The following is a 26,095-nucleotide window of genomic DNA, read 5'->3' on the forward strand; positions in this document are numbered from 1 at the left end:
AGCGTGCTCATTGGATCATGGAGATTCCAACTGTGAAGCCACTTGCATCGACCAGAGAACATTGCACACCTTTTTTCCAGCGAACGGTTTTGTTAGCGATCCTGTTCTGCGCTACTCTTCCCTCTCTCTCTGCCGCTGTTGAGAAACCCAGCCCGCAAACACCTGTGTTTTATGAAAGCAGGATTCAAAAGATCTTCGAGGAGAAATGCCTCGGTTGTCATAATGTCAAAACCAGAAAAGCGGGACTGGATCTGAGTTCGCCCGAGAGCCTCCTGAAAGGGAGTGAGTCAGGGCGGGTTATCCAGGCGGGAGACGCAGACGCCAGTCTGCTGTTTCAGATGATCGACGCGGGAGAAATGCCCCCCGATGAGAAAAAGCATCTCAGTAATAAGGAACGACAGCAACTGCGTCACTGGCTGAACGCGGGTGCCCACTTTCGTAAAAAAGTCAAAACAGCGCCTACTGTCACACAGCACGACATTATACCTCTGCTTCATTTGCGGTGTGTTGCCTGTCATGGGGGTCGTCGCAAAGAAGCTGGTCTGGATTTGCGCACGAAAGCCTCCATTGTGAAAGGAGGAAAATCCGGCCCGGCTGTCGTTCCGGGCAACCCGTCAGACAGCCTGTTGATCAAACGGATTCACGCAGGCGAAATGCCCCCGCCGCGCAAGCTGGTCTCTGCCAGCGTCAAACCGATGCAGGCCAACGAACGGGAACTGCTTTCGCAGTGGATTGCGCTGAAATTACCGGAAATAGAAGCGCCGCGAAGTGAGGCAGAAGCACTGGTAACGGAGGCTGATCGGAAATTCTGGTCATTTCAGCCCCCCGTACAGCCGAAGCCACCAGAAGTTGAGGGGCAGGACCGTGTCCGTAATCCGATCGATGCTTTTATTTTACACCGTCTGGAAAAAAATGGGCTGAGCCTGTCTCCTGCCGCCAGCAGACGAACTTTAATTCGCCGACTCTGTTTTGATCTGACCGGGCTGCCTCCGCAGCCTGAGGACATCGAGCAGTTTCTCAATGATACGGATCCGCGTGCCTATGAAAAACTGGTGGATCGTCTGCTCGCTTCCCGTCGCTATGGCGAACGCTGGGCACGGCACTGGCTGGATGCCGCTGGCTATGCCGATTCAGAAGGTGCACAGAATGAAGACAAACTGCGGCCCCACATGTACCGCTATCGTGATTATGTAATTCGGGCCTTGAATGAAGACAAGCCTTATTCCCGTTTTTTGATCGAGCAGATCGCCGGTGATGAGCTGGTCGATTACCAGTCGGGTAAAATCACACCGGAAGTTTACGACTGTCTCGTCGCGACAGGATTTCTGCGGACCGCTCCCGACCGCACGTTTGCGGACATCACAAACTTTGTCCCGGATCGCCTGGAAGTGATTGCAGACGAGATGGATATCCTGGGTTCGGCTGTGCTGGGATTAACAATCAAGTGTGCCCGCTGTCATTCTCATAAATTTGATCCCATTCCTCAACGCGATTACTATCGGCTGACTGCGGTTTTCAAAGAAGCCTATGATGAACACAACTGGCTCAAATCGCAGGGACCACGGACACTCTCTTACATCCCGAAGGAAGAGCGCGACAAATATCATCAACGGGAGCAGGAACTGGCTGCGAAAGTGCAGCAGATCGAGCAGGAAATTGCCAAGCTGACAAAGCAGACACAGAAGCTGCAGATCGAGAAACAGGCCAAGTCTTTAGAGGAAGCTGATCCGCAATATAAACAGAAATGTGATCAGTTACAGCAACAGATCAAAGCGGTGGTAGCCAGAAGACAGCCTCAACCGCGGATTCGCGCACTCTGGTCGCGGGGCACCCCTTCCCCCAGTTATATTCTTAAACGTGGAAACTATCTCACGCCTGGACGACCTGTCGACCCCGGGGTGCCCGCCGTACTCTCTGCCAGACAAAATCCGCTGGATGTGATTTCAAAGTCCGGTCAGCAGGAAAACAAGGGAGGCAGACGGCTGGCGTTTGCACGCTGGCTGACTCAGCCGGATCATCCATTGACCGCGCGGGTCATGGTCAATCGTATCTGGATGCATCATTTTGGTAGAGGAATTGTCAAGACACCCGAGAACTTTGGACGGGCCGGAGAACGCCCTACTCACCCGGAACTACTTGACTGGCTGGCAACTGAATTTGTCCAGCAGGGCTGGAGCCTCAAAGCCTTGCATCGACTGATGGTGACCTCCGAGACTTATCGGCAGACCTCAGCGGTGTCGGATGAGGCTTTGCGCAGAGACCCCGATGGCAGCCTGCTCTCGCGGATGCCTTTGAAGAGGATGGAAGGTGAGGTACTGCGGGATACACTGCTCTACCTGTCAGGCCAACTGGACGAAACTCCTTATGGTCCTGCAGATCCGGTCGATGTGCGCCGTGATGGTCTGGTAACATCTAAAGCTTCCGATCAGGGCTGGAGAAGAAGTATTTATGTATTACAACGCCGCACACAGATACCAACGTTGCTGGAAAATTTTGATTATCCACAGATGGGCCCGAACTGTATTCGACGCGGCGAATCACTGGTGGCGCCCCAGGCGTTACACTTATTGAACGATCAGATGATTCATCGACTGGCGACTGACTTCGCTGCAAAAATCCGCAGTCGGGCTGGCAAGAGTCCGGCTGATCAGGTGCAACAGATCTACCTGCAGGCATTCGGTCGGGAGGCATCCCAGGAAGAAATTTCCCTTGCTATCGAGACGATGAATGCATTGAATCAGGAATGGTTGAAAGCAAACCCAGCAACCAGAGCGGACGAAGCAGCTCTAAAATCGCTGGCCAATTATTGCCACGCGATCTTCAATCTGGCCGAATTTCAATATATCGATTGATTGAGTCTGTTGATCCATAATACTGCAGTAGAAAGTTTTGTCTTATGAATTCTGAAGCCTCTGTTCAAAGAGCAATTCCTCGACGCAGTTTTTTTCAGCAGGTCTCCACCGGTTTACAGGGAGCCGCCCTGACCTGGTTACTGCAACAGGATCTGTACGCAGAGAAAAAACCGAAACCAGTTCGTCAGACTCCCGTGTTCGGTCCCCAACATCGGCCCCGCGCCAAGTCAGTGATTCATTTATTTATGAACGGCGGTCCCAGCCAGATGGACCTGTTTGATCCCAAGCCTTATCTGGACAAACACCATGGCCAGGATTATTTTGAAAAAATCGCCGGTGAAGTTGAGTTCCCTGCGCAGGCAGGCGCGATCATGCGCAGCCCGTTCAAGTTCGAACAACATGGTGAATCGGGTATGTGGGTCTCGGATATCATGCCTCACCTGGCGAAGCAGGTCGATGAAATCACCATGATCCGATCTATGTATACAACCAATTTAACCCATGAACCAGCGCTTTACAAAATTCAATCAGGGAGTGAATTTACGGGGCATCCAGCCTTGGGGGCCTGGGTGTCTTATGGACTGGGAAATGAGAATCAGAATCTGCCCACCTATGTCGTTCTGGATGATCCACGTGGTCTTCCTGTAAACGGGATTGAAAACTGGCAGGCCGGATTTCTGCCGGCACAACATCAGGGCACACGCTTTCGCGCCACCGGTTCTCCCGTACTAAACCTCAAACCCGATTACGAACAACCTTCTGCAGTCACGCAACTCGAACGCGATCTGATTACCCGCCTGGATCGAATCCATCAGCGAAAACGGACACACCATCATCAACTGGAAGCGCGGCTTTCGTCATATGCTCTGGCTGCCCGCATGCAGATCGCGGCTTCCGATGCCCTTGATCTGTCACAGGAAACCCAGGAGACCCAGCAACAGTATGGTATTGACCAACCGGTGACAGAGTCTTATGGCCGTCGCTGCCTGATTGCCCGACGTCTGGTAGAACGAGGCGTGAGGTTCGTACAACTCTTCATCAACAGTCAGATCTGGGATACGCACAGCTCCATCGCAGCCAACCTGAAGAAAGCCTGCCAAAGAACTGATCAACCGGTGGCAGCATTACTTCAGGACCTGAAACAACGTGGTTTACTGGATGACACACTGGTAATGTGGGGTGGCGAAATGGGGCGTTTACCCATTGCCCAACTGGCTGCGAATAAAGATGCCAGTAAATCTGGTCGCGATCACAACAAAAATGCACTGTGTACCTGGATGGCCGGTGGCGGTATGAAAAAAGGCCTGGTCTGGGGCGCCACCGATGAACTGGGCTTCGCTGCGGTTGAGAACCGCGTCAGTGTTCCTGACTGGCACGCCACCATGCTGCATTTGCTGGGGTTAAACCACGAAGAACTGTTTATTTCACGCAATGGCCTGAAAGAACGTCTGACCGGAGTGGGGAATGACCCCCAGGTCATTCGAGGTATCCTGGCTTAACCAAACCCACTCAGACACAGCAGGCCCGTCCGAAGCCAGACGGAATCTCGATTTACTCAAGTGGTACCCAGACGATTTGCCTCTATCACATCTGGCAAAATGTTGTCTTAAAACAATTCTTAAAATATTCTCACAATTAATTAGCATTCCTAATCCAAAACGTTAGGATCATAGAAAACCCTCTCTAACCTGATTCTTTCAGAGTCAGGACAGTTGTCGATTATCATATTTAAAGTCCCAATTCGGGACAAACACAACCAATTTAACGTAGCAGCGAAAAAGCAGGCAGTTTCACACACAATTGATTCGGAACCGACAGGAGGCACCATGCTTAAACGTGTTACTTCGTGGTTGAATTCTTTACTGCTCAGCCCCCCTGCTTTGTGCGTTATGCTTGTTATTTTTTTTACCGGATCCCTGTTGCTCTGCAACAATTTGATCCAAGTCGATGCGGAGGGAAGACCGCTGACGCGAAAACGCACCGTGTTTGAAAACCACCCGGTTACCCAGGAATTAATTGAAGCCACCAGTGAATTAAACTGGCAAACAGATCCCGAGCAGGTAATCCGGGTAGACGAATTGTGTGAGGAACTTGCTCAAATGAAATTGGATCGAGAGCAGAATATCACTTCCGCTGCAGGCGTTTCTAAATCAACTGCCCATCAAGACTGGTTTGTTAATATCTCTGTTCCAGCCAGACAGACATCAATCGAGTCAATTCGACAGACGGAAATGTGACGTACCTTGCTGAACTGAGAGCATCAACACAGAACAGCAGCAGACGTTCAATGTAAACCGTAGCGGCTCATTTTATAGTGTAGCGTCCGCACACTGACGCCTAACAGTTTAGCTGTCTTTTCACGATGATAATCACAGGAAGCCAGAGCCGCAGTAATGGCTGCCTTCTCTGCTTCTTCGGTTACTTCCACAAGTGTTTTTACGGGAACCGATGCAGAAGACAAATCGGGATTCAATTCGACGGGTAAATCTGTCGCGTGAATGATTTCCCCCGGCAGAGTTACAACCAGTCGTTCAATGACGTTGCGAAGCTGTCGTACATTCCCAGGCCAGCGCGCCGTGATAAACTTCTGCATGGACTCGGGGGAAACCTGCTTCAAGGGACGGTTATGTCTCTGACAGAAGTGCGTCAGGAAATGCTCGATTAGCAGGGGGATATCATCTCTGCGTTCGCGTAAGGCCGGTATATGAATCGGGATCACATTCAATCGATAAAACAGATCCTCGCGAAACGAGCCGTCTTCAATCAGTGGTTCAACCGATTTGTTGGTCGCAGAAATAATACGAGCATCACTGATAAATATTTCTTCGCCACCCACCCGCATGAACTGCTGCGTTTCCAGAACCCGGAGTAAATCCACCTGACTTTTGGCTGGCATCTCTGTCACTTCGTCCAGAAACAGAGAACCTCCCTGAGCCTGCTCGAAGCAGCCTGGCTTCTGACGGGTAGCACCGCTGAAGGACCCTTTTTCGTGACCGAATAATTCGCTTTCAAGTAGAGTTTCGGGCATGGCACCGAGATTGACGGCAATAAAAGGACCACTGCAGCGATCGCTTAAATCATGTACGGCCCGGGCAATCAGCTCTTTCCCCGTGCCACTTTCCCCTTGAATCAGAATCGTCGCGTCGGTTCCTGCCACCTGACGAATCTGCTGAAACACATCATTCATCGCAGCGCAGTTCCCAATGATATTGGAAACTTCACCGGCATTAACAAGTCGATTCCTTAATTCCAGATTCTCAATCTGTAAACGATGATGCTCTCGCGCCTTGCGAACCTGATGCCGAATGAGGTCCAGATCCAGAGGCTTGGTGATAAAGTCAAATGCTCCCAGACGCATGGATTTCACCGCTGTTTCCACGGTTCCGTGTGCCGTAATGACAATCGCTGTTGTTTGGGGACGGATCCGTAGAATCTGATCAATCAGTTCCAACCCGTCCATTTCCCCCGGTAAGCGAACATCTGCAATGACCAGTTGAAAAAAACCTTCGCGGAATTTAGCAAGCCCTTCTTCCGCATTTTGTGCAGTCTCCAGTACATCGGCTTCGCGAGCTAAACCTTTTGCCAGCCCCGAACGAATATTGGGTTCATCATCAATGATAAGTATTCCAAATCCATCAGAGTTCATAGTTTCTCGTTTATTGGCAAGATCACAGAAAAAGTAGTTCCACCGGCACCCGTCTTCAAATCAATGGTACCATCATGCTGTCTTACAATCTTTTCACATAGAGCAAGTCCCATGCCGGTTCCCTCATTACGGGTTGTAAAGTAGGGGTCAAAGATGCGATCACGAAACTCGGCGGGAATCCCGTTACCAGTATCGGTCACCTTGATGCGAAGCCATTCCCCTTCTTGCTGCAAACCGATTGAAAGCGTCCCTCCGTCAGGCATAGCCTGAATCGCATTCAGTGCCAGATTCAGGAGCACCTGATCCATGTGAACAGAGTCAGCTTTGATCGCAGGGAGGGATTCCTCTGTAAGATTCACTTCCACTTTTACGTGTTGCTGTTCCGCCTGTGGACTCATGAACCTCGCTAATTTTTTGATCAAGACAGCTAAATCAACGTCTGAACGTCCCGGCTCAGACATGGAGGCATAGTCGCGAAATCCTTCCAGGACAGCAGTCAACCGTATAATTTCGGTATGGATCACTCCGAGCGTTTCATTGACTTCCGGGCTGGTTGTCTGGCCCATCAGAGCTTCATCCAACAGTTGAACATGCAGAGAGAGTGCGCTCAGTGGATTTTTAATTTCGTGTTGCAGTCCTGTAGCAAGTGAACCCAGGCCTGCATAACGTTCCATACGTCGCAGTCTCTGTTCCATCAAAGCACGCTCTGTGACATCACGAACGTGGATGACGGCCCCCAGTTCTTCCTGTTGTTCGTTCCTCAGTAAACTGCAACCCGCCCGGAGAGTCTGCTCATGCCCCTGAGTGGTAATCGTATAATCACAATCTCTGACGGGAGAATGATGCGCATTGACATGACTGCAGATCACCGAAAGTAGCGTATGCTCAATCCCAACCACAGATAATGGCTGATCAATAACATTACCATGTAGCCCGAGCAACTCAATTCCGCGCGGATTGATACTGGTGATGACTTCTTCTGGATCTGTCGTCAGGACTCCCTGATCCATGCTGGCCAGCACGTCGCTCGCCAAAACCTTGACCTCACGTAAAGAACGTTCACTATTCAGATAGGCGCGGACCAGCAAAGCCAGAGCAACAGCCGTAACACAGATATTCAGCACCAGCAGGATTGATAACTGTGACTGAAATCTTAATTCCCCCGCCAGTTCACGCGCTACAGCCAGATCACTGTCAGGCAGATCTCGAATGATATGCGCTACAATTTCCTGTTCATGTTGGAAATCCGCGAGAATCCAAAGTGTCACAATCAGTCCTGTCAGACTCAGGATGGTCAGACCACCAATCGCCAGTTGAAAACCGCGACTGACACGCGTCTCGTAGACATGAAACATCTATAGGATCTCTGGCCTCCCCACTTTAATCATTCAAGCGTTGATATATGCGTATACTTCTAAACCCACTGAGAACCACTGTGCGTCTGAAACAAATCAGACGCAACCCTTTTGTATACAAAATATTATACTCACCGTTTTTAATTTCTCAATCATTTAAAAACGGTGTCCTACTTGACTCACCACTCTGCAATTTATTGCAGGTGACATGCAGTTGTTTGCATGGACCGTTAATAAAAAAATAATCCATTTCAGGATTTCACATGAAATAACAACGAGAGTTAAAGGTTATACCGACAATCAAAACCAACTCTGTTATTCAAGTAACAGTCATAGCCCCTGAAAAGACTTGTGTTCAATCTGGACCGCTTTGCGATCTCCAAAGGAGACTTGATCGCCTGAAAAAACAAAGAATGATCGACTTGGGAATTTTTAAATCCATCAAAAACATACTTTTGGAAAGCAACGATCTGTTAAGAATCCAAAGTATCAAAAAGTGCGCCAATCGTTGAGAACTTTTCATAATCGTTCGTTCTTGGTTATGACAATTCTCTGGTGATTCGCCTTTCAACTGCCCGGTGCGGGAACACAGCTTCCCGAGAGTGATGAAGCCTTGACATTGATACGCTTCATGTAATACATTATGTTACATGAAACGCGGCAGCAAATTATCCGGTGTGCTTCACATCCTGCTCCACATGGCTGAGCAGACGAGTCCTATCACGTCCGAAGACCTTTCCAGGATCATGGCCACTAATCCGGTGGTCATCCGACGAACCATGGCAGGTCTCCGGGAGCGGGGGTATGTACAATCAGAAAAAGGGCATGGCGGTGGCTGGACTCTGTCGTGTGACCCATCAAAATTAACACTGCGGGATATCTATGACGCGCTGGGCAGCCCTTCGCTGCTTGCCATTGGCAATCGTACTGAATCGCCGGGCTGCCTGGTGGAACAAGCAGTAAATGCCGCTCTCCAACAGACATTTAAACATGCTGAGGAGCTGCTGCTCTCCCGCTTTGCTGAAATAACGCTGTCCAATTTGAGTGCCGACTATCACGCGCGATTCATTACACGTGGAAGTTCATCCCGATGTCACGGAGCACGTTGATGTCGCCTGACCCAACTGAATCCCCCTTCTCTGATGCGCGCGTTGTCGCTAACTATGCGGAAGGTCCCCCGCGGATTGTCCCAGGGTTTGCTGATATGCAGCGCATGGCGAGTCTCCTCCTGGCTGAGTGTGTACCGGAAAGAGGTCGTGTGCTCGTCCTGGGAGCAGGCGGAGGATTGGAGTTACGAACATTTGCGCAAGCTTATCCGAGTTGGATCTTCGACGGAGTTGACCCGTCAGCTGAAATGATCCGACTTGCCGAGCAAACTTTGGGACCGCTTGCATCGCGTGTCCGATTGCATCAGGGGGAGATTGACGTCGCTCCGGAAGGTCCATTTGATGCGGCGACCTGCCTCTTAACCATGCACTTCATAGAACGGAAAGAGCGGCGACGTGTAGCAGTCGAAATTCGCCGCCGATTGCGCCCTGGATCGCCTTTCGTGGTAGTTCACTTGAGTATTCCACATTATAAAGATGAAGCAGAGCGGGCCAGATGGCTGTCGCGATACGCTGCCTTCGCTGTCAGCTCCGGAGTCGAAGCCCAGAATGTGAATACTGCCCGTACCACAATTGAATCACATCTGAAAATACTCATGCCGGAGCAAGACGAAGCAATCTTGCGAGAAGCAGGATTCTCGAACGTCAGCCTGTTCTACGCCGGATTTACATTTCGAGGCTGGGTGGCATATGCCTGAGGTGATTTAGTCAGGTCCCTGTTACAGCGAGACCATCGGCCTTTATCTGAGACCGAAAGCGTATCACCTGCCAAAGTACTGACAGGCAGAAATGAGCAAGCCGATCGCTGTTGAGAAAAGAGAAACGTGCCCGCCGTGAAGCTCAGATCAATTGACAGAAATCACGCAGTTGCCAGTCACCCATCATGCTAGCTACCCGCCAAAGTAAGCACATGAAGGTGACTGGCAAACTACGTTAACTCCTGTTGAAGACTAAACGGAACATCCCACTTGCATAGGCATTGGTCATGCGCAACTGATTAAACTCAGAAAACCAGCACGACGGAACACAGCTCCTCATTACTATGATCAAACACGCTTTCAGACAACCATTTACTGGAACCGATTTGATCACAAGATGATTCCTGATTCAGGCAATAAACTTTCCGGGATCACGAACGCGAACGGACTCAAGATAAGCAGTGATCGCGTGTGTTTCGAAACGTGGCTGACGACAATAATCAATAATGGATTCCGCAATTTCAGCTGTTGTAATGATTTCGATCCTGGTTTGTGAGTGGCCAATAAATGGTTCATCATATACCTGGTGATGCCCCTGCCCCCAGCAGTTCATACATGTAAATCCTTTGATACCCAGTTCACGAAATTTATTTAACATCTCCTGTTCGAAATGAGTCTCAGTGATGATAATCACTTTTGCCAATTCTACTGTCGTAGCCATGTCACTATTTCCTGTGAGCGTAAGTTCAACCTGGATGTATCAATAAAATGAATGAGTGGATTGTCAAACTGAATGCAATGGAGCAGCACCACTTTCCAAGCCACTCATTCACTGGTGAAGTCTGCTGGTATTTTCCCTGTTCAATTTATTTTTCTGAACGGCTGCAGAAGAATCATTTCTTCCGGAAAGTCTCTCCCACACCTCCTCTGTATTCCGGTTAAGTCCATTGCTTGCAAACCGGGCTGCATCAAATGTATTCATCTTTTTCAAATAGAGTGACAGACACTTTGCCACATCATTTAAATCAATCACTCCCGGTGCGTTCCCCAGACCAAACAATAAAGAACCATCCCGGTGTTCGAGATCAACATGTAAGATACGGCAGGACGCCAGGTCGTATATGCCATACCAGACTGGAACTTTACGCGACAAACGCTTTACATATTCCTGGATTTTCCAGGCCATTACCGCCGCATTCACAAAGATGGAAGTATCAATCAATCGAGTTCGATCCAGTGATTCACGCAGTAAACGCCCCTGTAATAAGTCCGGATTGGAAGATAAAGCTGATGCCGCAATTTCAACCGATGGTGTAATTGAACTAATCAGTGAGCGAATCGTATTGTCTGCCGGTGTCGTATCCGGCCTGGGATTCAAATACTGATCGACGGCAGCTGAAACTGCACCACAGCCGGTATGCCCCAGGACAACAACCCCCTCGACAGTGGGAAAATGCTCTACAGCATAGGTAATACTTCCCAAACACTCCGTAGAAGCGACATTCCCTTCTAACTGAACTTCAAATATCTGGTTTGGCTGCTGCTGGAACAACTCCAGTACAGGAACACGAGCATCAGAGCAAGCCAGCACCGCAGCCTTGGGAAGTTGAGGTGGTATTTCTCCTGGTAATCCCAGTGGTTCAAGATAATTTTTTGCGATCCGTGTTTCTGTTTGACTCTCGGAATCAGTATCTGTTTTTGAAATCTGCATTTGCTGATGTTCACTTCTCAGTAATTCAACAAATTCCATATTGCCATGATTCAAGGCTTCTTTCATACATTGACATGTATGTTTCAAAGTGAAAGGAACCATCTGCATCTCCTTGCCACAGGTTTTGTTTAGATCCATTTCAGAAGTAATCACAAGTTTTAAAAACATGCTCTGGCTGGATCTCAGGACGTTCCAGCCAGAGCGATCATGGTCATGCCACTGGAAAAGTTTTCATGACCACCTGTGCAACCAACATGTAGACGGGAATACCGATGGTGACATTGTAAGTAAACGTGAGCCCCAGTGATGCTGCCAGAGGCAGCGTGGGGCTGGCTTCGGGGATGGCGAGTCTCTGCACAGCTGGCACAGCGATATAGGATGCTGCCCCACACAAAACGGCAAAAAGTGCATAAGTCCCCAGGCCAAATGGTTGCCCCAGAACGAGACTGTAGGCATGGGCAACCAGAATTCCTGTTATTGCAAAGACATTAGGAGCGAGGACACCAAACATGATGAATCGCCAGCCTGCGGTCTTCAGGTCTTGTAAACGACGGCAGGCTGTGATCCCCATTTCCAACAGGAACAGACATAACATGCCATGAAAAATATTAACAAACAGAGTATCGTCTGCCCGCGTGACAGCCTCCCCCTGCAGTCTCCCCAGAAATCCGATGATAATCCCGCCAAACAGCAGGTAAAGCCCGGGATTCAGAAAGACTTCATGCAGAAGTTCTTTACTGAAAACCGGTTGTTTTTCCGTCTCCCTATCCAGTTCAGCGGCCAGTTCACGCTTTGTGGCAGTGACCGTTTGCGTTTTCTCAGCAACAGCGGCGGAAGTATGACTATAAGTGGAATTTCCCCCATCTCGAGTTAGCGGCTTGCCTTCTTCGTCGACAGTAAATTCCCCACTACTGCCTGCTCCCTCCCAAGCCAATGCAGGCTGGATGGCAGGCTGATAGCCAGCTTCATGGGGCATATTCCCCTGAGGGTCCATGCCTTTCTGTCGTAAACGCGATACAAGATACAGGGCAACCAGGCAGCCCGGAATTTCCATCACGGCTAACATGACAGGCATATAAGCAGCATAGGCGATGTTGGCAGCAGCAATCACTCCCAGACAGGTCACAAAAGTACCTGCAGAGTCAGACCCATAAAATCCGGCCACCGTAGCCGCATCAACCTGACGCAACTTTGTAGTACGTCGTAAAATGAAATAAGCGATAAGACCAATACAAAGGTTCGTTACGAAGCCAATCGCCATAAAACCCAGAGCCTGACCAAACTCAGACAGAGAAAGCGAAGCCAACTCTTCACCACCATGCCAGCCAATTGCTACCAACAGGTAAAGCGTCAAACCCTGATACACGGCTTTCGGAAATTCAAATGGCACTTTCAGAATTGGAATCAAAAAACCCATATAGAAAAACAGAAGCAAAGGTTTGAAAAGATTATGAGCAAAATTATGAATGAACTCTTCTAACAATCCAGTGCTCCTCAGGGTGGCAGGTCTTGTCGGGACTTTGACCGAACAAGGAATTTAACAGCAGTGTAATTCACTCAGTATTGCGAACATGAAATAAACAACTTTCCCTAATGCAATCAGCATACCAGCAGAATCAATTTATTGATCACGTTGTCTCCAGATGCAATTACTCCCTGAAATGCAGCTGTTTTCATTAGAAATATTTTATTTTCGTATCAGTTCCCGGACCAAAAAAACGCGAATCATTTCGATCCCGCACGCAAACCCATGCAAGATACTGCACCCTGAATGCAATCCTGTGCAGAACAGACGAGTGAATGATTGGACGATCTTTGCCGCCCGCTAAACACACCCCAATCAAAGACAACAGCTTGAACTAAATAACGAGCGCAATGGCAGATAACGCATGTGAATATTTTTCTGCTGAGGTGAATTCAGAATGTTCAGCTCAAATGGGCTCGGTAAGATCTGATAGGATCTGTCTACATGGAAGCTATGCATGACCAGCTGTAGATGCCCTTAGAGACATCAATAGGTCATTTAAGACTGAGCCCTGTTTTACTGTAGCATCTCCAGGGCCATTTGGACCGAGGATATTAGATTGAGAGACGCTATGGTTAAATGTGATGCGTTCTAGATCTGAGAGACCTGTTCCTGTTCGCTGCGTTTCTGTTCATCCACCGCTTTATGGTGTTCCCAGTTACCGGCAGCTCCGGAACGTCGCTCATCCAGGTTTCTCAACACATCGGCTTTTCCATAAAGCAGGACGCGATCGTCGATCTCCAGATGTGTCTCACCCCTGGGAGCACCGATGTAGCTTGTGTCCGGTTTTTCAATCCCCAGTACCAGTATCCCTTCAGAATCCAATTTGAGTTCAGTCAGTTTTTTTTCAGCAAGCCAGTCGTCCGGGTTAACATTCAGCTCCACCACAATGTAGTCTCCCGTCAGATGTAGCAGCCCCGCATAATCTCGAATTTCAAGATCAGTCCAATGCTGCAGCGCATTCTGAATAATTCTGGAAATATGACGGTCAATCCATTCGCTGTAAGCAAGCATCCACAGGAGTGATAAACCACCGGCAAGAAGAGCAATGCGGACCCAGAGAGTTGAACTCGACTCAGCCCCGACAAAGGAGATAATGAGAGAAGAAATGGCCGTTACAATTCCCGCGTTTCCCAGAATCATCAGCGTCATAATGATCCGGCGACGAACAGGGTGACGCATGACTTTTTCCGTCTCAGTGGTTGTGAAGCCTGTACTGGTAAAAGCAGACCTCGCCTGGAATCGTGCCAGTGGAGTGGAAAGTCCTGTCAACGTTAACGCCACTGTCGCCACTCGAACCACAATGATCGATACGACAATAATCACTATCAGTGAAATGATTGCAAACATGTTTCTACAAAATTCATTCTTTTAAATTGAAAGGGATGACCTACGGTGCCGTTATTTTTTCGCAATGACCCATACGGCGTGGACAAGCCCGGGGATATAACCGCACAGAGTCAAGACAATATTCAACCAGAAATGCATTCCCAGTCCGACCTGCATTAATACTCCCACTGGTGGCAAAATGATTGCCAGGATAATTCTTAAAACATCCATGAAAGTAGAGGACTGAGGCTGAACGTGTTGAGGGTACTGAGTTGACATATTCTATTTCCTTTCTGAGAGGCAGAGTACAATCTGCTGGGACGGCACTTGAAACGGATTCTGATTTCACATTAGTTTAAAAACGATTCAGATTCACTTCCGGATCAAATTTTCAATGTGACTTGGTAGAGTTAGAAAGCACATCCCATACCAATCCCACGACAATGTGAACACAAACTGTACAACCGTGAAAAGCAAGGGTTTTTTTAAGATTTTGAACTGGAAAACACCGGAAATGGAGCGCGACCCTGGCAGCATGGCAACCGGTTTGAATGCAGATCCCGCAGTTCAGAACTACAGGGTGAGGAGATTCTGACTCGATAAAAATCAGCCCGACCGTGTGTCAATCAGGAATTCTCAGACTTCCAGGCGGAAAGTTCCTCACTTAGTCGAGCGACCTCTGACTCAAGCAAGGGGATCGCAGGAGGTACTTCCAGCAATTTTCCCTGATGGCCGTAGTCCTCGATTGTTTTTGCTGCTTCGACTGCTGGATAAGCATTAAAGTTGGCACAAAGTCCTTTCAGACTGTGTGCTGCCCGCGTCAGTTCTTCGTAACCGGCCCACCAAATACACCTTGACGTGTATCGTATTCTGAATGTGTTTCAATCACCAGCATATTCAGGAGCAAAAGCGATGTCCGCATCCCAGCCAACCCCGCGTGCCGACCAGCGACGGAACCCGAACCGTGAAGCGTTCTGGCGACAAACCCTTTCAGACCGACTGCAGTCCGGACTCTCGATCCGTGCCTTCTGTCAGCGTGAGGGACTCAGCGAACCAGCTTACCACTACTGGCGGCGGGAACTGAAAAAACGCGATGCCGCGAAAACCGCTGCAGCTTCCTTTCTGCCCGTTGAAGTCCATCTCCCTGCCACGTCGATTGAAATCGTCTTCTCCCATGGCACCACGGTTCGCGTCGGTAACGGCTGTGATCGGACCACGCTCGAAACCGTGCTCGCCGCATTGGAGCAGCGCGCATGCTGAATCTGCCGACCCGCATTTATTTCTGCACGGTCCCCACTGATATGCGTAAAAGTTTTGACGGCCTGCTGCGAATGACCGAAGTCTACCTGCAGCAAAACGTACTCGACGGGGGATTGTTTGTGTTCCTCAACAAAAAACAGGATCGCATCAAGCTGCTGTACTGGGACCACGATGGTCTGGCCATCTGGTACAAGCGGCTGGAAGCGGGCACATACCAGCGTCTCTCCAGCCCGGAGGGCATACACGGCCTGCAACTGTCCTCTACCGATCTGGCACTCCTGCTGCAGGGCATCGACCTGACCAGCGTGCAGCGCAGAAAACGCTATCAGATTTCAGAAAAAGCATCGACTTCATAAAAAAACAGTTCCCGCCTGATAACGATTATGTTAAGACGTGGGACATGAACCAGAAACGATCTTCACTGCCGAACGACGTCCAATCCTGCCATGACATGATTCATAAACTGGGTGAGACCGTGGGAGAGCAACAGCGGGAAGTCGAGCAACTCAAACATTTCATTGATCGGCTGCTGCGACAACGCTTTGGTGCCCGTTCTGAAAAGATCGCCCCCAATCAAATGAGTCTGTTTGACGAACCCGATACCCTGGAGGAAACAGCCGATCCTGAGGACGATGAACCTCCTCCCACTGTGGTTTCCGCACATCGCCGTCGTGGCGGCGGCCGCAACAAGCTACCCGATCATCTACCCCGGGAACGGGTAGAACATGACCTGACCGAATCGGAAAAACGCTGTCCCTGCTGTGACCAGACACGGCAGCGGATCGGAAAGGTCAGCCACGAACAACTGGAATTCATTCCCGCCAGCCTGAAAGTGATCGAACACATACGTTTCAAATACGCGTGCCGGGAGTGTGAAGAGCATGTGGCGCTGGCTCCAGCTCCTGCCCGGCCGATTGCCAAAGGCTTTGCCGGGCCCGGCCTGCTCTCAACGATCCTGGTGGGGAAATACTCAGACCATCTCCCCCTGTATCGTCATGAATCGATTCTCAGCCGGAACGGCGTGCAGCTTTCACGGAGCACGATGAGCCGCTGGGTACTGGAAACCGCGGAATTACTGCAACCGTTAACCGATCTGATGAAGAACCGGGTTTTACAGTCGCATGTCGTGCATACGGACGACACGACGATTCCCGTCCAGGACCAACGGCTTTCCCGCACGCGGACCGGCCGGTTCTGGGTTTACTGTGGCGATGCCGCGCACCCGTATTCGGTCTATGATTTCACACCGAACCGGGAGCGCGCCGGTCCCCAGGCGTTTTTAGAACACTTTTGCGGTTATCTGCAGGCAGACGCGTATGCCGGCTATGAAGAACTATACCGGTCAGGCAGGATTCAGCAGGTCTTGTGCTGGGCGCATGCGCGACGTAAGTTTTACGATGCGCGGACCGTGCAGCCGGAAGCCGCCCATCGGGCATTATTGTTTATTCAACAGTTATACGCGATTGAACGGGAAGCCGACGAGTTGAAGTCGGATCTGCCACAGCCGGAGGGTCGTGAACGCTGTTGGCAGCACCGCCGGCAGTTACGACAGGAAAAGGCGTTACCGATTCTGGAACAGTTCCGTGACTGGTTGACGGAAACCGTGCGCAGTCTGTTGCCGAAAAGTCCGGTGGCAGCGGCGATTCAATATCTGTTAAGTCGTTGGTCCGGTTTTACGCGGTATTGTACAGAGGGCATTCTGTCGATTGACAACAATCTGGCCGAACGCACCTTGCGTCCCTGTGCTATTGGCCGGAAGAATTATCTATTCGTCGGCAGTGATCGGGGCGGCGAGGCCGCCGCCGTGCACTACAGTCTGATGGCCAGTTGCAAAGCAAACGAAGTAGAACCGTTTGCTTATCTGAGAGATGTGCTGAGTCGGATAACCGATCACGCCTCCGATCGTCTGGAAGAACTGCTGCCGGACCAATGGCTGAAGCAACACCCCGAAGCTCACTACACCCGCCGACGCTGAACCGACAGTGATTCAGTTACTCATGACTCTCAAAGGCATATCTTTCGATGCCCGTTGATAGACCGTGTATTTCCTGAAACGGTTACAGTTCTTCTACATCACCTGCTACTGCCTGATCATTGATTTCTTTCAGAAGCCCGGGGGCGTCCTCGAAAAAGAAATTGACCATATCGTTCAGGATTGCCATATCATCACCAACCCGTTTGAGGGCTGCCCGCATATCGATGACGGGCCGGGCATCTGCCTTCGGCTGATTAGATGGGGAAGCATTTTGTAATGATTCGTTTTCCGCCTCCTCATAGGAGAGTTTTGAACCAGCAAAACTGCTCCCGCGTAAGCTTTTCTTCTGATAACGCATTGCCAGTCGCTCCAGTACCAAAATCAGTTTTTTGGCATCAATCGGTTTAGAAATGTAACTATCCATGCCAGCAGCAATACACTTATCGCGATCCCCGCGCATCGCGTAAGCCGTCATAGCAATAATAGGAGTGTGCTCCCCAGAGTCATATTCGTTCTCGCGTATCATGGCAGTCGCCTGCAGACCATCCATCGTTGGCATTTGCACGTCCATCAGCACCACGTCAAACGACTCATTTCGCAGATAATCAACGGCTTCCCGTCCATTATCGGCAATCACACACTGATGCCCCCGCTTCTTCAGAATCGCGGTAATCACTTTCTGGTTCGCAGGAGTATCTTCAGCCACCAGAACTCTCAAAATCTGTTTTGATTCTCTGATTTGGGACACACTGGACCGTTCCAGTTGAGGGCCTTTCAAAGCAGTCATGATGGCATCCAGAAGATCAGATTGAGAAACCGGTTTTTCCAGAAACGCGGAAATATCAAGCCCCTGGCATCGTTCACTGAAAATCTGGTGATCGGCTGAAGAAAGCATGAGAATCGTCGCGGAATCAAGCAAGCCTTGCTTACGAGCCCGCTCAAGTAGCATAAAACCATCTGTTTCAGGCATCAGAGCATCAACAATCACCAGAGGATAAGCCTTGTTCTCGTCATTAACTGCGGACAGTCGATCCAATGCTTCTTCCGCTGAGTCCACTGGAGTCGGCGACATGGACCAGTTCGACAGCATTTCTTCCAGAATCACACGATTTGTCTGGTTATCATCCACCACCAGTACCGGCAGATCGCGTAATTCAGATACGGATGATTTTTCGTTTTCGCTATCAGATTCTTCAGGTTCGGCGACTGTCAGGTTGACCTGAAAAGAAAAGCAACTCCCTTTTCCTGGTTCACTTTTCAAGTACATTTCCCCTTCCATCAAACCGATCAGTTCGTGACAGATCGCCAGACCTAAACCCGTGCCAGAATAGTGTCGCGTAGTCGAAGCATCAGCCTGTGCAAAGGGCGCAAATATTCTTTGCTGATCTTCTGCAGCGATTCCAATACCAGTATCAGATACGCTGAATTCCAACTGGGTCATTTCTCCCGGCTGAAGTTGAGGTGGTGAATTTGCCTCGGTCTGGTTTGGGGGATCTCCAGTCGTTTCGTCAGTCAACTCAATCAGTTTGACATCAACAACCACTTCACCCTGTTCTGTAAATTTAATTGCATTTCCAGCCAGATTTGTCAGTATCTGACGCAAGCGAACCGGATCGCCCAGAACTCGAGAAGGTACCCGCTTATCGATGCGGCAGATTAATTCCAGTCCTTTCTCACAGGATCTCAACGAAAGTGTTTTCACCGCTTCGTCGAGCATATCTCGTAGATTAAACGGCACGGGTTCCAGCTCAAAACGTCCCGCCTCCAGTCGAGAAAAATCCAGTATGTCATTCACCAGCAAGAGAAGGGAATCTGCTGAATCTTTGGCTGTCTGTAAATAATCCCGTTTGAGTGGCGTCAGGTTTTCCTGCAACGTCAATTCGAGCATACCCAGTATCGCATTCATCGGCGTTCGAAGTTCATGGCTGACATTGGCCAGGAATTCGCCTTGAGCACGGGTAGCCTGTTCGGCTTCATCCTTGGCTTTGCTGAGTTCCTCTTCACGGCGACGCCTGGCGGTGATATCTCTTTCGATGCTTGATGAACCCACAACCAGATGATCTATCCCACGTATAGGGGAAACAGTAATGGCGACATCGATAATAGTACCGTCTTTTCGCATTCGTTTCGTCTGAAACTGATCCAACCTGCGCCCTGTTTTCATCGCTTCCAGAATTTCAGATTCTTCCCGGCCCATTCCCGGAGGTAGCAGAATTGAAACGGTTTCACCAATTACTTCCTCTTCCAACCATCCGTATATTACCTCTGCTCCGTTATTCCAGGAAGTGATCGTGCCATTGGGAGCTTTACCGATGATCGCATCCCCCGAAGAATCCACAATAGCAGCCAACCTGGTTCGTTCTTCCTGCCATTGAACACGTTCGATCACATGTCTGATCAGGTTGCTGACTCCGCGCGACAGCGCCAGCAGATTCGGATCGGGAGAAGCAAGCTTGGTATTAAAGAACTCGACCACAGCAATCACATCGCCATCGAGCTTAACAGGAAATGCAAAAGCAGATCGAACTCCCAGTGCTGTAAAGTCTCGCTTCTGATTTATGATCTCTTCATTTTCAAAGTCCGTAATCCAGACAGGTTCGCCACGATTCCAAACGTACCCGGGCAGATCTTCGCCGCGTTCAAATGTCTGTTTCTCTGATTCGGCGCGTAATTCCAGAAAATGATCTCGACTTGCCAGATACCAGATACGAGATGAAACCAGTCGATTCCCTCCCTGGTCTCGCAGGTAAGCATGACCAACGGGCCAACCTGAAATTTCGCCCAGATTGGCGACACAAATTCGCAAAGCATCTTCCAGGGCATCGCTTGTCGAGGACGAAAAACTCGCCTGTTGCAATAAAGCCGCCTCAAGTTTCTCGCGTGCAATGAGCTGCTCAGCTTCTTTTCTGTCAGATACATCTCTTATAAAAGCATTGAAGATAATCTGATCATGCCAATCGATCTGTGTGACAACCAGTTCAATCGGAAACTCGTGTCCGTTTCTGCGAAGAGCCGTCAACTCCAGTTTGTTGTTGATTACCCTTCCTTTTCCCGTAGTTTTATATAACCGCAGGCCATCCAGATGCTGCTCTAGATACTGAGAAGGCATGATCAATTCCGAAACCGCATTTCCGGTCGCTTCCTCTTGGGACCAGCCAAATATTTCTTCGGCCCGCCGATTCCAGTCAACAACATAACCGTCCATGTTCATGGTAATAATCGCATCCATTGCGGAATCGACAATTGTCTGCAACCGGTCATCGGAAGCCCATAAAGCATTATTCGGGGATTCTGGCTTTGGAGAGAGTTCCATTCGTTTTTGTGCCCGACTGGAAAAATTGATTAGTAATTTTAGTGAATTCTCTGAAGAAGAATGGCATTAATTTAACAGAATGGAATTAAAATATCCACGACCACCCAGAGTAGGCGGGAACTCTAAAGAGGGGCTAGTTTAAAAAAACGCGATTATAAGAAACAAATTCCAGCATTGCATATCCCGAATACAAATTCAATCCATTTGTTAATTCACTTGGGTGTTTCTAAAGCTTCTGATTGATCACGATTGAGATCTGATTCTCCCTTAAAAGGCTCATCAGAATTTGCAGCATCTTCTGTATTGTCGAGTAACTTGCGTCCCTCTCTGGCTGCATCTTCAACGAATTCTTCTCCTTTTTTGACTGCCTGTTCCGTATCTTTTTTGACTTCATTTTTATGGATCGTCATGGTTGCACTGTCATCCATCTCAGCAAACGAAATCCAACCACCTAATACCATGGCAGCAACCGCGACAATGATCAGAACGATAATGATTACGTTTTGCATCTGTTTTCTCCAGCAAATTGACCTGCGACTTGACAGGTATGATAAACCGGACCGACGACACTCTTTTGAATGTCGCCGGTCGGTCGTCTCAGCAGTTTCGAATCAAGCACTTTAGGCTTTATTCAAACACTTATTCTGTGGGAACTCTCTTACCCGTCAGCAGGCTGATTACCGCTAATACGAGGAAGATAAAGAAGCAGATCTTTGCTGCGCCATAGGCCATTCCGCCAACCAGACCAAACCCAAACAGACCTGCTACCAGAGCAATTACTAAAAACATTAATGCCCAACTCAACATGGTGATACCCTTTCAATTAGTGGGATTGTAAGTTCCTTTGAAACCGGGTTTTCAATTCCGATCCGGCTGGGAGTATTGAATTTCAACTTCACCAACCGACCAGGAATACCCTGGCTCACTCAATTTACATGTTTCAATTTCAATCACATTCCTGCGATGTTAGAGGACTTCGCAATCGCTGTGCCAAGTTAAAACCACAAGACAATAAATTGACATAAGGCTTTACAAGAAAACATGATAGAACTTTGCTAAATTCTGTACATGAATCGAGAACTCATGGTTTCAATGAGCATGATCGATTGCTGATCGCTCGCTGGGAAGCTTGCTTGCGCGTTAAGCGACCGTTTGCAGATCTGTTAAGAACTGGCTCCCCGGTCCAGAACTGTATGAGTAAATACAGGAATCACGGGGAGCATTTGAGCGGAAAATCTCGCTGCCTGCCGACAGAAGCGTTTTCAAAAACGGCTCAACCTGGAGCGCATCCATTAACGTCTCTCGATCTATGAGACTCAACCCAGAGATTCCTGAAGACGCTACATTAAACCCGAGCAGAGGCTAGACTGTGTCCAGTTTTACTGTAGCGTCTCCAGGGCCATTTAGACCGAGTATCATAGATTGTGAAACGCTATGGTTAAATGTGATGCGTTCTAGTCATCATCAATACTGACGGTTTTCTCAAGAGAGATGCCAAACTGGGCAATACGATCTCGAATCTTGCCGCGAGTGATGCCAAGAATTTCTGCGGCGCGAGTCTGATTACCGCCCGTTTCATTCAGAATTCGCGTCAACAGATAGCGTTCCATGGCTTCCAGTGTTTCGCTGTAAAGATCTGTTGATTGTTGCGCGAGTCGTTGATCTACAAACAAACGTAAATCAGCTAATGGTAAATCATCACCAACGACGTCAGTTTGGGGCTCTAACGAGGCAGTCTGCGTGCTGAATCGCCTGGACAATTCATCCGGTAAAAATGAAGGAACAATGATCGGAGAAGTACTCTTCAACAGAGACTGCCGAACCACACTTTGAAGTTCCCTGACATTTCCAGGCCAGGGATACTGAATCATCAACTCCAGAGCCTCTGAAGAGACCCCTTCTGTTTCTGTACGCCCCATTTCGAAACAGGCTTCATTCAGATAATGCTCGACCAGTAATGCGATGTCATCACCCCGTTGACGTAAAGGAGGCAGCGAAATCGTCATTCCATTGAGACGGTAGAACAGATCTTCTCGAAATGAACCAGCTTTAACCATCTCTTCCAGATTGCGGTTCGTGGCTGCGATAATGCGGACGTCGGTTTCGATCGTTTTATTACCACCGACCCGTTCAAATCTCTGTTCCTGCAGCAGACGTAATACCTTTCCCTGCGTCAGTTGTGACATATCTCCCACTTCATCGAGAAAGATTGTCCCGCCATTACATTGTTCGAATTTACCGATTCGCTGTCTGTCTGCACCTGTAAATGCCCCCTTTTCATAGCCAAACAGTTCACTTTCCAGGAGTGTTTCCGTGAGAGCGGCACAATTAACGGCCATGAAACTTTCTTTAGAGCGGGGACTGTGCTGATAGATTGCCCTGGCGACAAGTTCTTTACCAGTACCACTTTCTCCACGGATTAGAACGTTGACGTTTTCCGCAGCAACGCGTCCGATTGCCTTGAATACCTCAAGCATTTGTGGACTGCGACCTACAAACTGATCTCCTTTACTGGATTTAGTATCGCCTACCGGCAATGCAACCGGGATATTCATCAACCGACGTGTCTCAATCGCCTTGTGGACCAGTTGGTTCAGTTTGGGAAGATCCAGTGGCTTGGCAAGATAATCAAACGCCCCCAGTTGCATGGCTTCGATGGCAAGGTTACTTTCGCTGGAAGATGTAATAAACACGACTGGTAAACGTCGATCCAGTTTATGGATATCACGAAAAACATCTAATCCAGAAACACCGGGCAACATGATGTCCAGTAGCACAACTTCAGGAGAACTCGCGCGAATCGCTTCCAGAGCCTCATCAGCTGTGCCTGCAGTGGTGACGTCTACATTCACTTTTTCGAGTGACCGTCTTACCATTTCCCGTACCGTACGGTCATCATCCACAACTAATGCCTGAGACATAATTTATTCCGAACTGATTATTTATTTGAAAGTATCGCTAGTGCTGAACTGCGCCATTCTAGCAATACAATTTCTGCATTACAAAGATAAGAAACGAAAATCCATGACAATCCGTTTTCCTTCTCTGCTAAAAGAAGAAATATAAATGGAAATCCGATTTATGATAGATTGACTGTATATAGCCCCGCGTTACACTTTAAGTATCAATGACCAGCTCCCGGAGTAGGTCACGAGCAGGCCTATGACAGCCCTGCGGCGAACTAACCATGTACGCCGCAGGGCTTTTTTTATTGACTGACTGGGTTTCATTGACGTGCTGACTGATTGTCAAGCATCCCGGTTTCTCAGCGGTCGATCAGAATATGTAATAAATGAAATCTCCGAGGCAAAGATTAAGACCAAGAATAATATGAAAACAGTAATTTTGACAGAAAATAAAGAGCCTTGTGCATGGTAAACAATGAAATCCCTCCTAAATCAATGGAAAATCCACCGACTGGCACACGATCTGCATTTCGTCTTCAGACAGAACCAGGAAAGGAGACAGAAATGTTTCGAAGCACAAATGAACTCAAAGGATACCAAGTTCTGGCTACCGATGGAGAGTGCGGAACCGTTAATAATTTTCTATTTGATGATGAAACAAACATCATGCGTTATCTCGTGGTAGATACCGGAGGATGGCTTTCAGATCGTCAGGTTCTCATCTCCCCTGTCGCTATTGAACAGCCAGATTTAGATAGCTAGTGGGTGTCCCGAAAGTGGGTTCGTGCTGAATTTTATGTGTTAACGCGATGGTAGTGGATCGTGGAGATTGTTGATATCGGGTCTCCGCTGGCTGCGTTCGGGTGATTTTGGCCGGGATTTCGATTTTATCTGGCACTACAGCGCGTACGCTCTTCCCTGGCTTTGCTCTCTCGTATGGATCGCGACTGTCTCAGGCCGCTTTGCGGCGACTGTGAGCGGCGGCCGCGTTTTGGTTCTCCCGGGCGATGAGCATCCGACCGAGCGTGTGCAGGTTTCGCCCCAGAATACCCAGTTGCATGTAGCGTTCAAAACCGATCTCCGAACGGTCGCGACATCGCTTCATCGCGTTCCCGCTCTGCAACGCTCCGATCATTGATTCCACTCCCGAATGATTCTGCTGAGCCGATCGAAACTCGTCATCGGCCTGGACCAGTTGAACCGCCGACTGCTTGACGCCGGTTCTGGGAAGACACAGATGATCGACAAGCTCAGACAATTCTCTCTGGTTGTCGGGCGAATGAAATCCACGGTCGAACGACAGACGCTTCACACCGTTTTGAAAGTCATTTTGCAAAGACTTCGTTTCACGGACTGCCACTTGTTTGTCGCCTTCATCGCGTTTCATCAAAACGGCGCGCACAATGAAGCCAGCCGCATCTTCGAATACCAGAACCTGTCGACCAAACTGCATCGGCTGACCGGCTTTGCCACGTTTGTAAAGCTGAGTGTGCGGCTCGAAAATACTGAAGAGCTTGTCGCTGTTGGCAACTGCTTCGCCGTGGATGATACGTCGCCGGGTCGTGTCCGCGACGCGTTCTGTGCGTAGGATCAACGCCTGCAGCGTGTTCGGCCCGAACAGGTCGGCGATCTCCGGTAATCGCTGGCCCGTGACCAGGCAGAGGTCGCGCGCACGCTGCGTCAAGATGTCCGCTTTCTGCAGGAGTTCGCGGTAAAGCGGCTGGAGCCGCTTTTTGTAGCGGGGGCCTTTCTTTGTCGCGATGCGATTGATGTCTCGATTGAGTTGTTTGATTTTTTTCAAGAGGTGAGCATACTGACGCCATCCGTTCACGCCATGTGCTTCGGCCAGCCTCACGCACTGAGGAATGATTTTCCGCAGCCCGTCGTACAGCAAACTGCTTTCCGTGGGATAATGAATGTTCGTTTCCATCACGAACGAATCGGCGCGGACCTTTTCGATCGCAGTGGGATCAAACGAGTGTCCTGCACTGACGATGGCCTGGTTGATGCGTGCGATGGTTTCCGGTCGCAGGAGTCGAATGTTGTTGCGGATGGTTCGCCATTTGAAGGGCCTGTCATCGCAGTCGCCGACTCCCATGACGGCGCGCAGCTTGCGGTGATTTTCAGCAAGGTCCTGCAATTGATCGTAGGTGAAGTTGCAACCCAGTCGCACGGCTGCCAGCACACAGATATGCCAGTATTCCATCCCCGTTCGACCTGTGTCGGTGCGACTGTCACCGTTAACGTCGGCGGCGATCCACTGCAGAATGTCATCGACAAGCCTGCGGTCCGAATACAGGAACTGCAGAGCGCGAAGAATGGGAACGATGCGATCCCGCGATTCCAGATTTAACTCCACCTGTTCGATCGGAACGCTGTCCAGTCGCAGCTGATTCGAGTATGATTTTCGCATCATTGG

Annotated in this window: 22 protein-coding genes; 9 read left to right on the plus strand and 13 right to left on the minus strand. The window is 49.3% G+C overall.

Annotation, left to right across the window (positions count from 1 at the left end; genetic code table 11):
• Positions 1–32 precede the first annotated feature (32 nt).
• The 3 genes from Pan161_RS08890 to Pan161_RS08900 all read left to right on the plus strand — a co-directional run bounded on the left by Pan161_RS08890 (position 33) and on the right by Pan161_RS08900 (position 5,089).
• Positions 33–2,852 (plus strand): DUF1553 domain-containing protein, encoded by a 2,820-nt coding sequence (locus Pan161_RS08890; RefSeq protein ID WP_232103672.1) that lies wholly within the window; start codon positions 33–35, stop codon positions 2,850–2,852.
• A gap of 44 nt (positions 2,853–2,896) precedes the next feature.
• Positions 2,897–4,351 (plus strand): DUF1501 domain-containing protein, encoded by a 1,455-nt coding sequence (locus tag Pan161_RS08895; protein ID WP_145225975.1) that lies wholly within the window; start codon positions 2,897–2,899, stop codon positions 4,349–4,351.
• 327 nt (positions 4,352–4,678) lie between these two features.
• Positions 4,679–5,089, plus strand: a complete 411-nt coding sequence (locus tag Pan161_RS08900; RefSeq protein WP_145225977.1) for a hypothetical protein — start codon at positions 4,679–4,681, stop codon at positions 5,087–5,089.
• Positions 5,090–5,136: 47 nt separating this feature from the next.
• Here Pan161_RS08900 and Pan161_RS08905 read toward each other — a convergent pair whose 3' ends face one another.
• On the minus strand, positions 5,137–6,498 hold the full coding sequence (locus Pan161_RS08905) for a sigma-54-dependent transcriptional regulator (RefSeq protein WP_145225979.1): 1,362 nt from the start codon (positions 6,496–6,498) through the stop codon (positions 5,137–5,139).
• Positions 6,495–7,853, minus strand: coding sequence for a two-component system sensor histidine kinase NtrB (locus Pan161_RS08910; protein ID WP_145225981.1), 1,359 nt, complete (start codon positions 7,851–7,853; stop codon positions 6,495–6,497). Before Pan161_RS08910 ends, Pan161_RS08905 begins: the two co-directional genes overlap by 4 nt.
• A 650-nt stretch (positions 7,854–8,503) precedes the next feature.
• Between Pan161_RS08910 and Pan161_RS08915 the strand changes: the two genes are divergently transcribed.
• The gene (locus tag Pan161_RS08915; RefSeq protein ID WP_145225983.1) at positions 8,504–8,962 is read left to right on the plus strand and encodes an Rrf2 family transcriptional regulator; all 459 of its coding nucleotides are present in this window, start codon (positions 8,504–8,506) and stop codon (positions 8,960–8,962) included.
• On the plus strand, positions 8,962–9,657 hold the full coding sequence (locus Pan161_RS08920) for a class I SAM-dependent methyltransferase (protein WP_145225985.1): 696 nt from the start codon (positions 8,962–8,964) through the stop codon (positions 9,655–9,657). The genes Pan161_RS08915 and Pan161_RS08920 overlap by 1 nt, the downstream gene beginning before the upstream one ends.
• A 409-nt stretch (positions 9,658–10,066) precedes the next feature.
• On the opposite strand, the gene Pan161_RS08925 is transcribed toward Pan161_RS08920, so the two are convergent.
• From Pan161_RS08925 to Pan161_RS31365, 6 genes are all read right to left on the minus strand, one after another.
• Positions 10,067–10,378 (minus strand): P-II family nitrogen regulator, encoded by a 312-nt coding sequence (locus Pan161_RS08925; RefSeq protein ID WP_145225987.1) that lies wholly within the window; start codon positions 10,376–10,378, stop codon positions 10,067–10,069.
• A gap of 108 nt (positions 10,379–10,486) precedes the next feature.
• On the minus strand, positions 10,487–11,470 hold the full coding sequence (locus tag Pan161_RS08930; protein ID WP_197995786.1) for a carbonic anhydrase: 984 nt from the start codon (positions 11,468–11,470) through the stop codon (positions 10,487–10,489).
• A gap of 109 nt (positions 11,471–11,579) precedes the next feature.
• Positions 11,580–12,851, minus strand: a complete 1,272-nt coding sequence (locus Pan161_RS08935; RefSeq protein ID WP_145225991.1) for a sodium-dependent bicarbonate transport family permease — start codon at positions 12,849–12,851, stop codon at positions 11,580–11,582.
• Positions 12,852–13,484: 633 nt separating this feature from the next.
• Positions 13,485–14,243, minus strand: a complete 759-nt coding sequence (locus tag Pan161_RS08940) for a TrkA C-terminal domain-containing protein (protein WP_145225993.1) — start codon at positions 14,241–14,243, stop codon at positions 13,485–13,487.
• Between the two features lie 51 nt (positions 14,244–14,294).
• Positions 14,295–14,453, minus strand: a complete 159-nt coding sequence (locus Pan161_RS08945) for a YqaE/Pmp3 family membrane protein (protein ID WP_145232569.1) — start codon at positions 14,451–14,453, stop codon at positions 14,295–14,297.
• A 395-nt stretch (positions 14,454–14,848) separates the two neighbouring features.
• Positions 14,849–15,091, minus strand: coding sequence for an Hpt domain-containing protein (locus Pan161_RS31365; RefSeq protein WP_145232571.1), 243 nt, complete (start codon positions 15,089–15,091; stop codon positions 14,849–14,851).
• 43 nt (positions 15,092–15,134) lie between these two features.
• On the opposite strand from Pan161_RS31365, the gene tnpA reads away from it, so the two are divergent.
• Genes tnpA through tnpC form a run of 3 tightly spaced genes read left to right on the plus strand, consistent with a single transcriptional unit; the run spans position 15,135 to position 17,457 of the window.
• The gene (gene tnpA / locus Pan161_RS08955) at positions 15,135–15,482 is read left to right on the plus strand and encodes an IS66 family insertion sequence element accessory protein TnpA (protein WP_145225995.1); all 348 of its coding nucleotides are present in this window, start codon (positions 15,135–15,137) and stop codon (positions 15,480–15,482) included.
• A complete protein-coding gene (gene tnpB / locus Pan161_RS08960; RefSeq protein WP_145225997.1) occupies positions 15,476–15,838 on the plus strand; it encodes an IS66 family insertion sequence element accessory protein TnpB in 363 nt (120 codons plus the stop codon). Before tnpA ends, tnpB begins: the two co-directional genes overlap by 7 nt.
• A gap of 44 nt (positions 15,839–15,882) precedes the next feature.
• Complete coding sequence (gene tnpC / locus Pan161_RS08965) at positions 15,883–17,457, plus strand: IS66 family transposase (RefSeq protein WP_232103241.1); 1,575 nt, start codon at positions 15,883–15,885, stop codon at positions 17,455–17,457.
• A gap of 82 nt (positions 17,458–17,539) precedes the next feature.
• Here tnpC and Pan161_RS08970 read toward each other — a convergent pair whose 3' ends face one another.
• From Pan161_RS08970 to Pan161_RS08985, 4 genes are all read right to left on the minus strand, one after another.
• Complete coding sequence (locus Pan161_RS08970) at positions 17,540–20,770, minus strand: PAS domain S-box protein (RefSeq protein ID WP_145225999.1); 3,231 nt, start codon at positions 20,768–20,770, stop codon at positions 17,540–17,542.
• 212 nt (positions 20,771–20,982) lie between these two features.
• Entirely contained in the window at positions 20,983–21,279 is a 297-nt protein-coding gene (locus Pan161_RS08975; protein WP_145226001.1) for a hypothetical protein, read from the minus strand.
• Between the two features lie 130 nt (positions 21,280–21,409).
• Positions 21,410–21,577 (minus strand): DUF1328 domain-containing protein, encoded by a 168-nt coding sequence (locus tag Pan161_RS08980; RefSeq protein WP_002647858.1) that lies wholly within the window; start codon positions 21,575–21,577, stop codon positions 21,410–21,412.
• Positions 21,578–22,224: 647 nt separating this feature from the next.
• Positions 22,225–23,691 carry a sigma-54-dependent transcriptional regulator gene (locus Pan161_RS08985; protein WP_145226003.1) on the minus strand — a complete coding sequence of 489 codons (1,467 nt, stop codon included), beginning with the start codon at positions 23,689–23,691 and terminating at the stop codon, positions 22,225–22,227.
• A 450-nt stretch (positions 23,692–24,141) separates the two neighbouring features.
• Between Pan161_RS08985 and Pan161_RS08990 the strand changes: the two genes are divergently transcribed.
• Positions 24,142–24,438, plus strand: coding sequence for a PRC-barrel domain-containing protein (locus tag Pan161_RS08990; RefSeq protein WP_145226005.1), 297 nt, complete (start codon positions 24,142–24,144; stop codon positions 24,436–24,438).
• 190 nt (positions 24,439–24,628) lie between these two features.
• Here Pan161_RS08990 and Pan161_RS08995 read toward each other — a convergent pair whose 3' ends face one another.
• Positions 24,629–26,089 carry an ISNCY family transposase gene (locus Pan161_RS08995; RefSeq protein ID WP_145232574.1) on the minus strand — a complete coding sequence of 487 codons (1,461 nt, stop codon included), beginning with the start codon at positions 26,087–26,089 and terminating at the stop codon, positions 24,629–24,631.
• Positions 26,090–26,095 lie beyond the last annotated feature (6 nt).

The organism is Gimesia algae, assembly GCF_007746795.1.
Lineage (GTDB): Bacteria > Planctomycetota > Planctomycetia > Planctomycetales > Planctomycetaceae > Gimesia > Gimesia algae.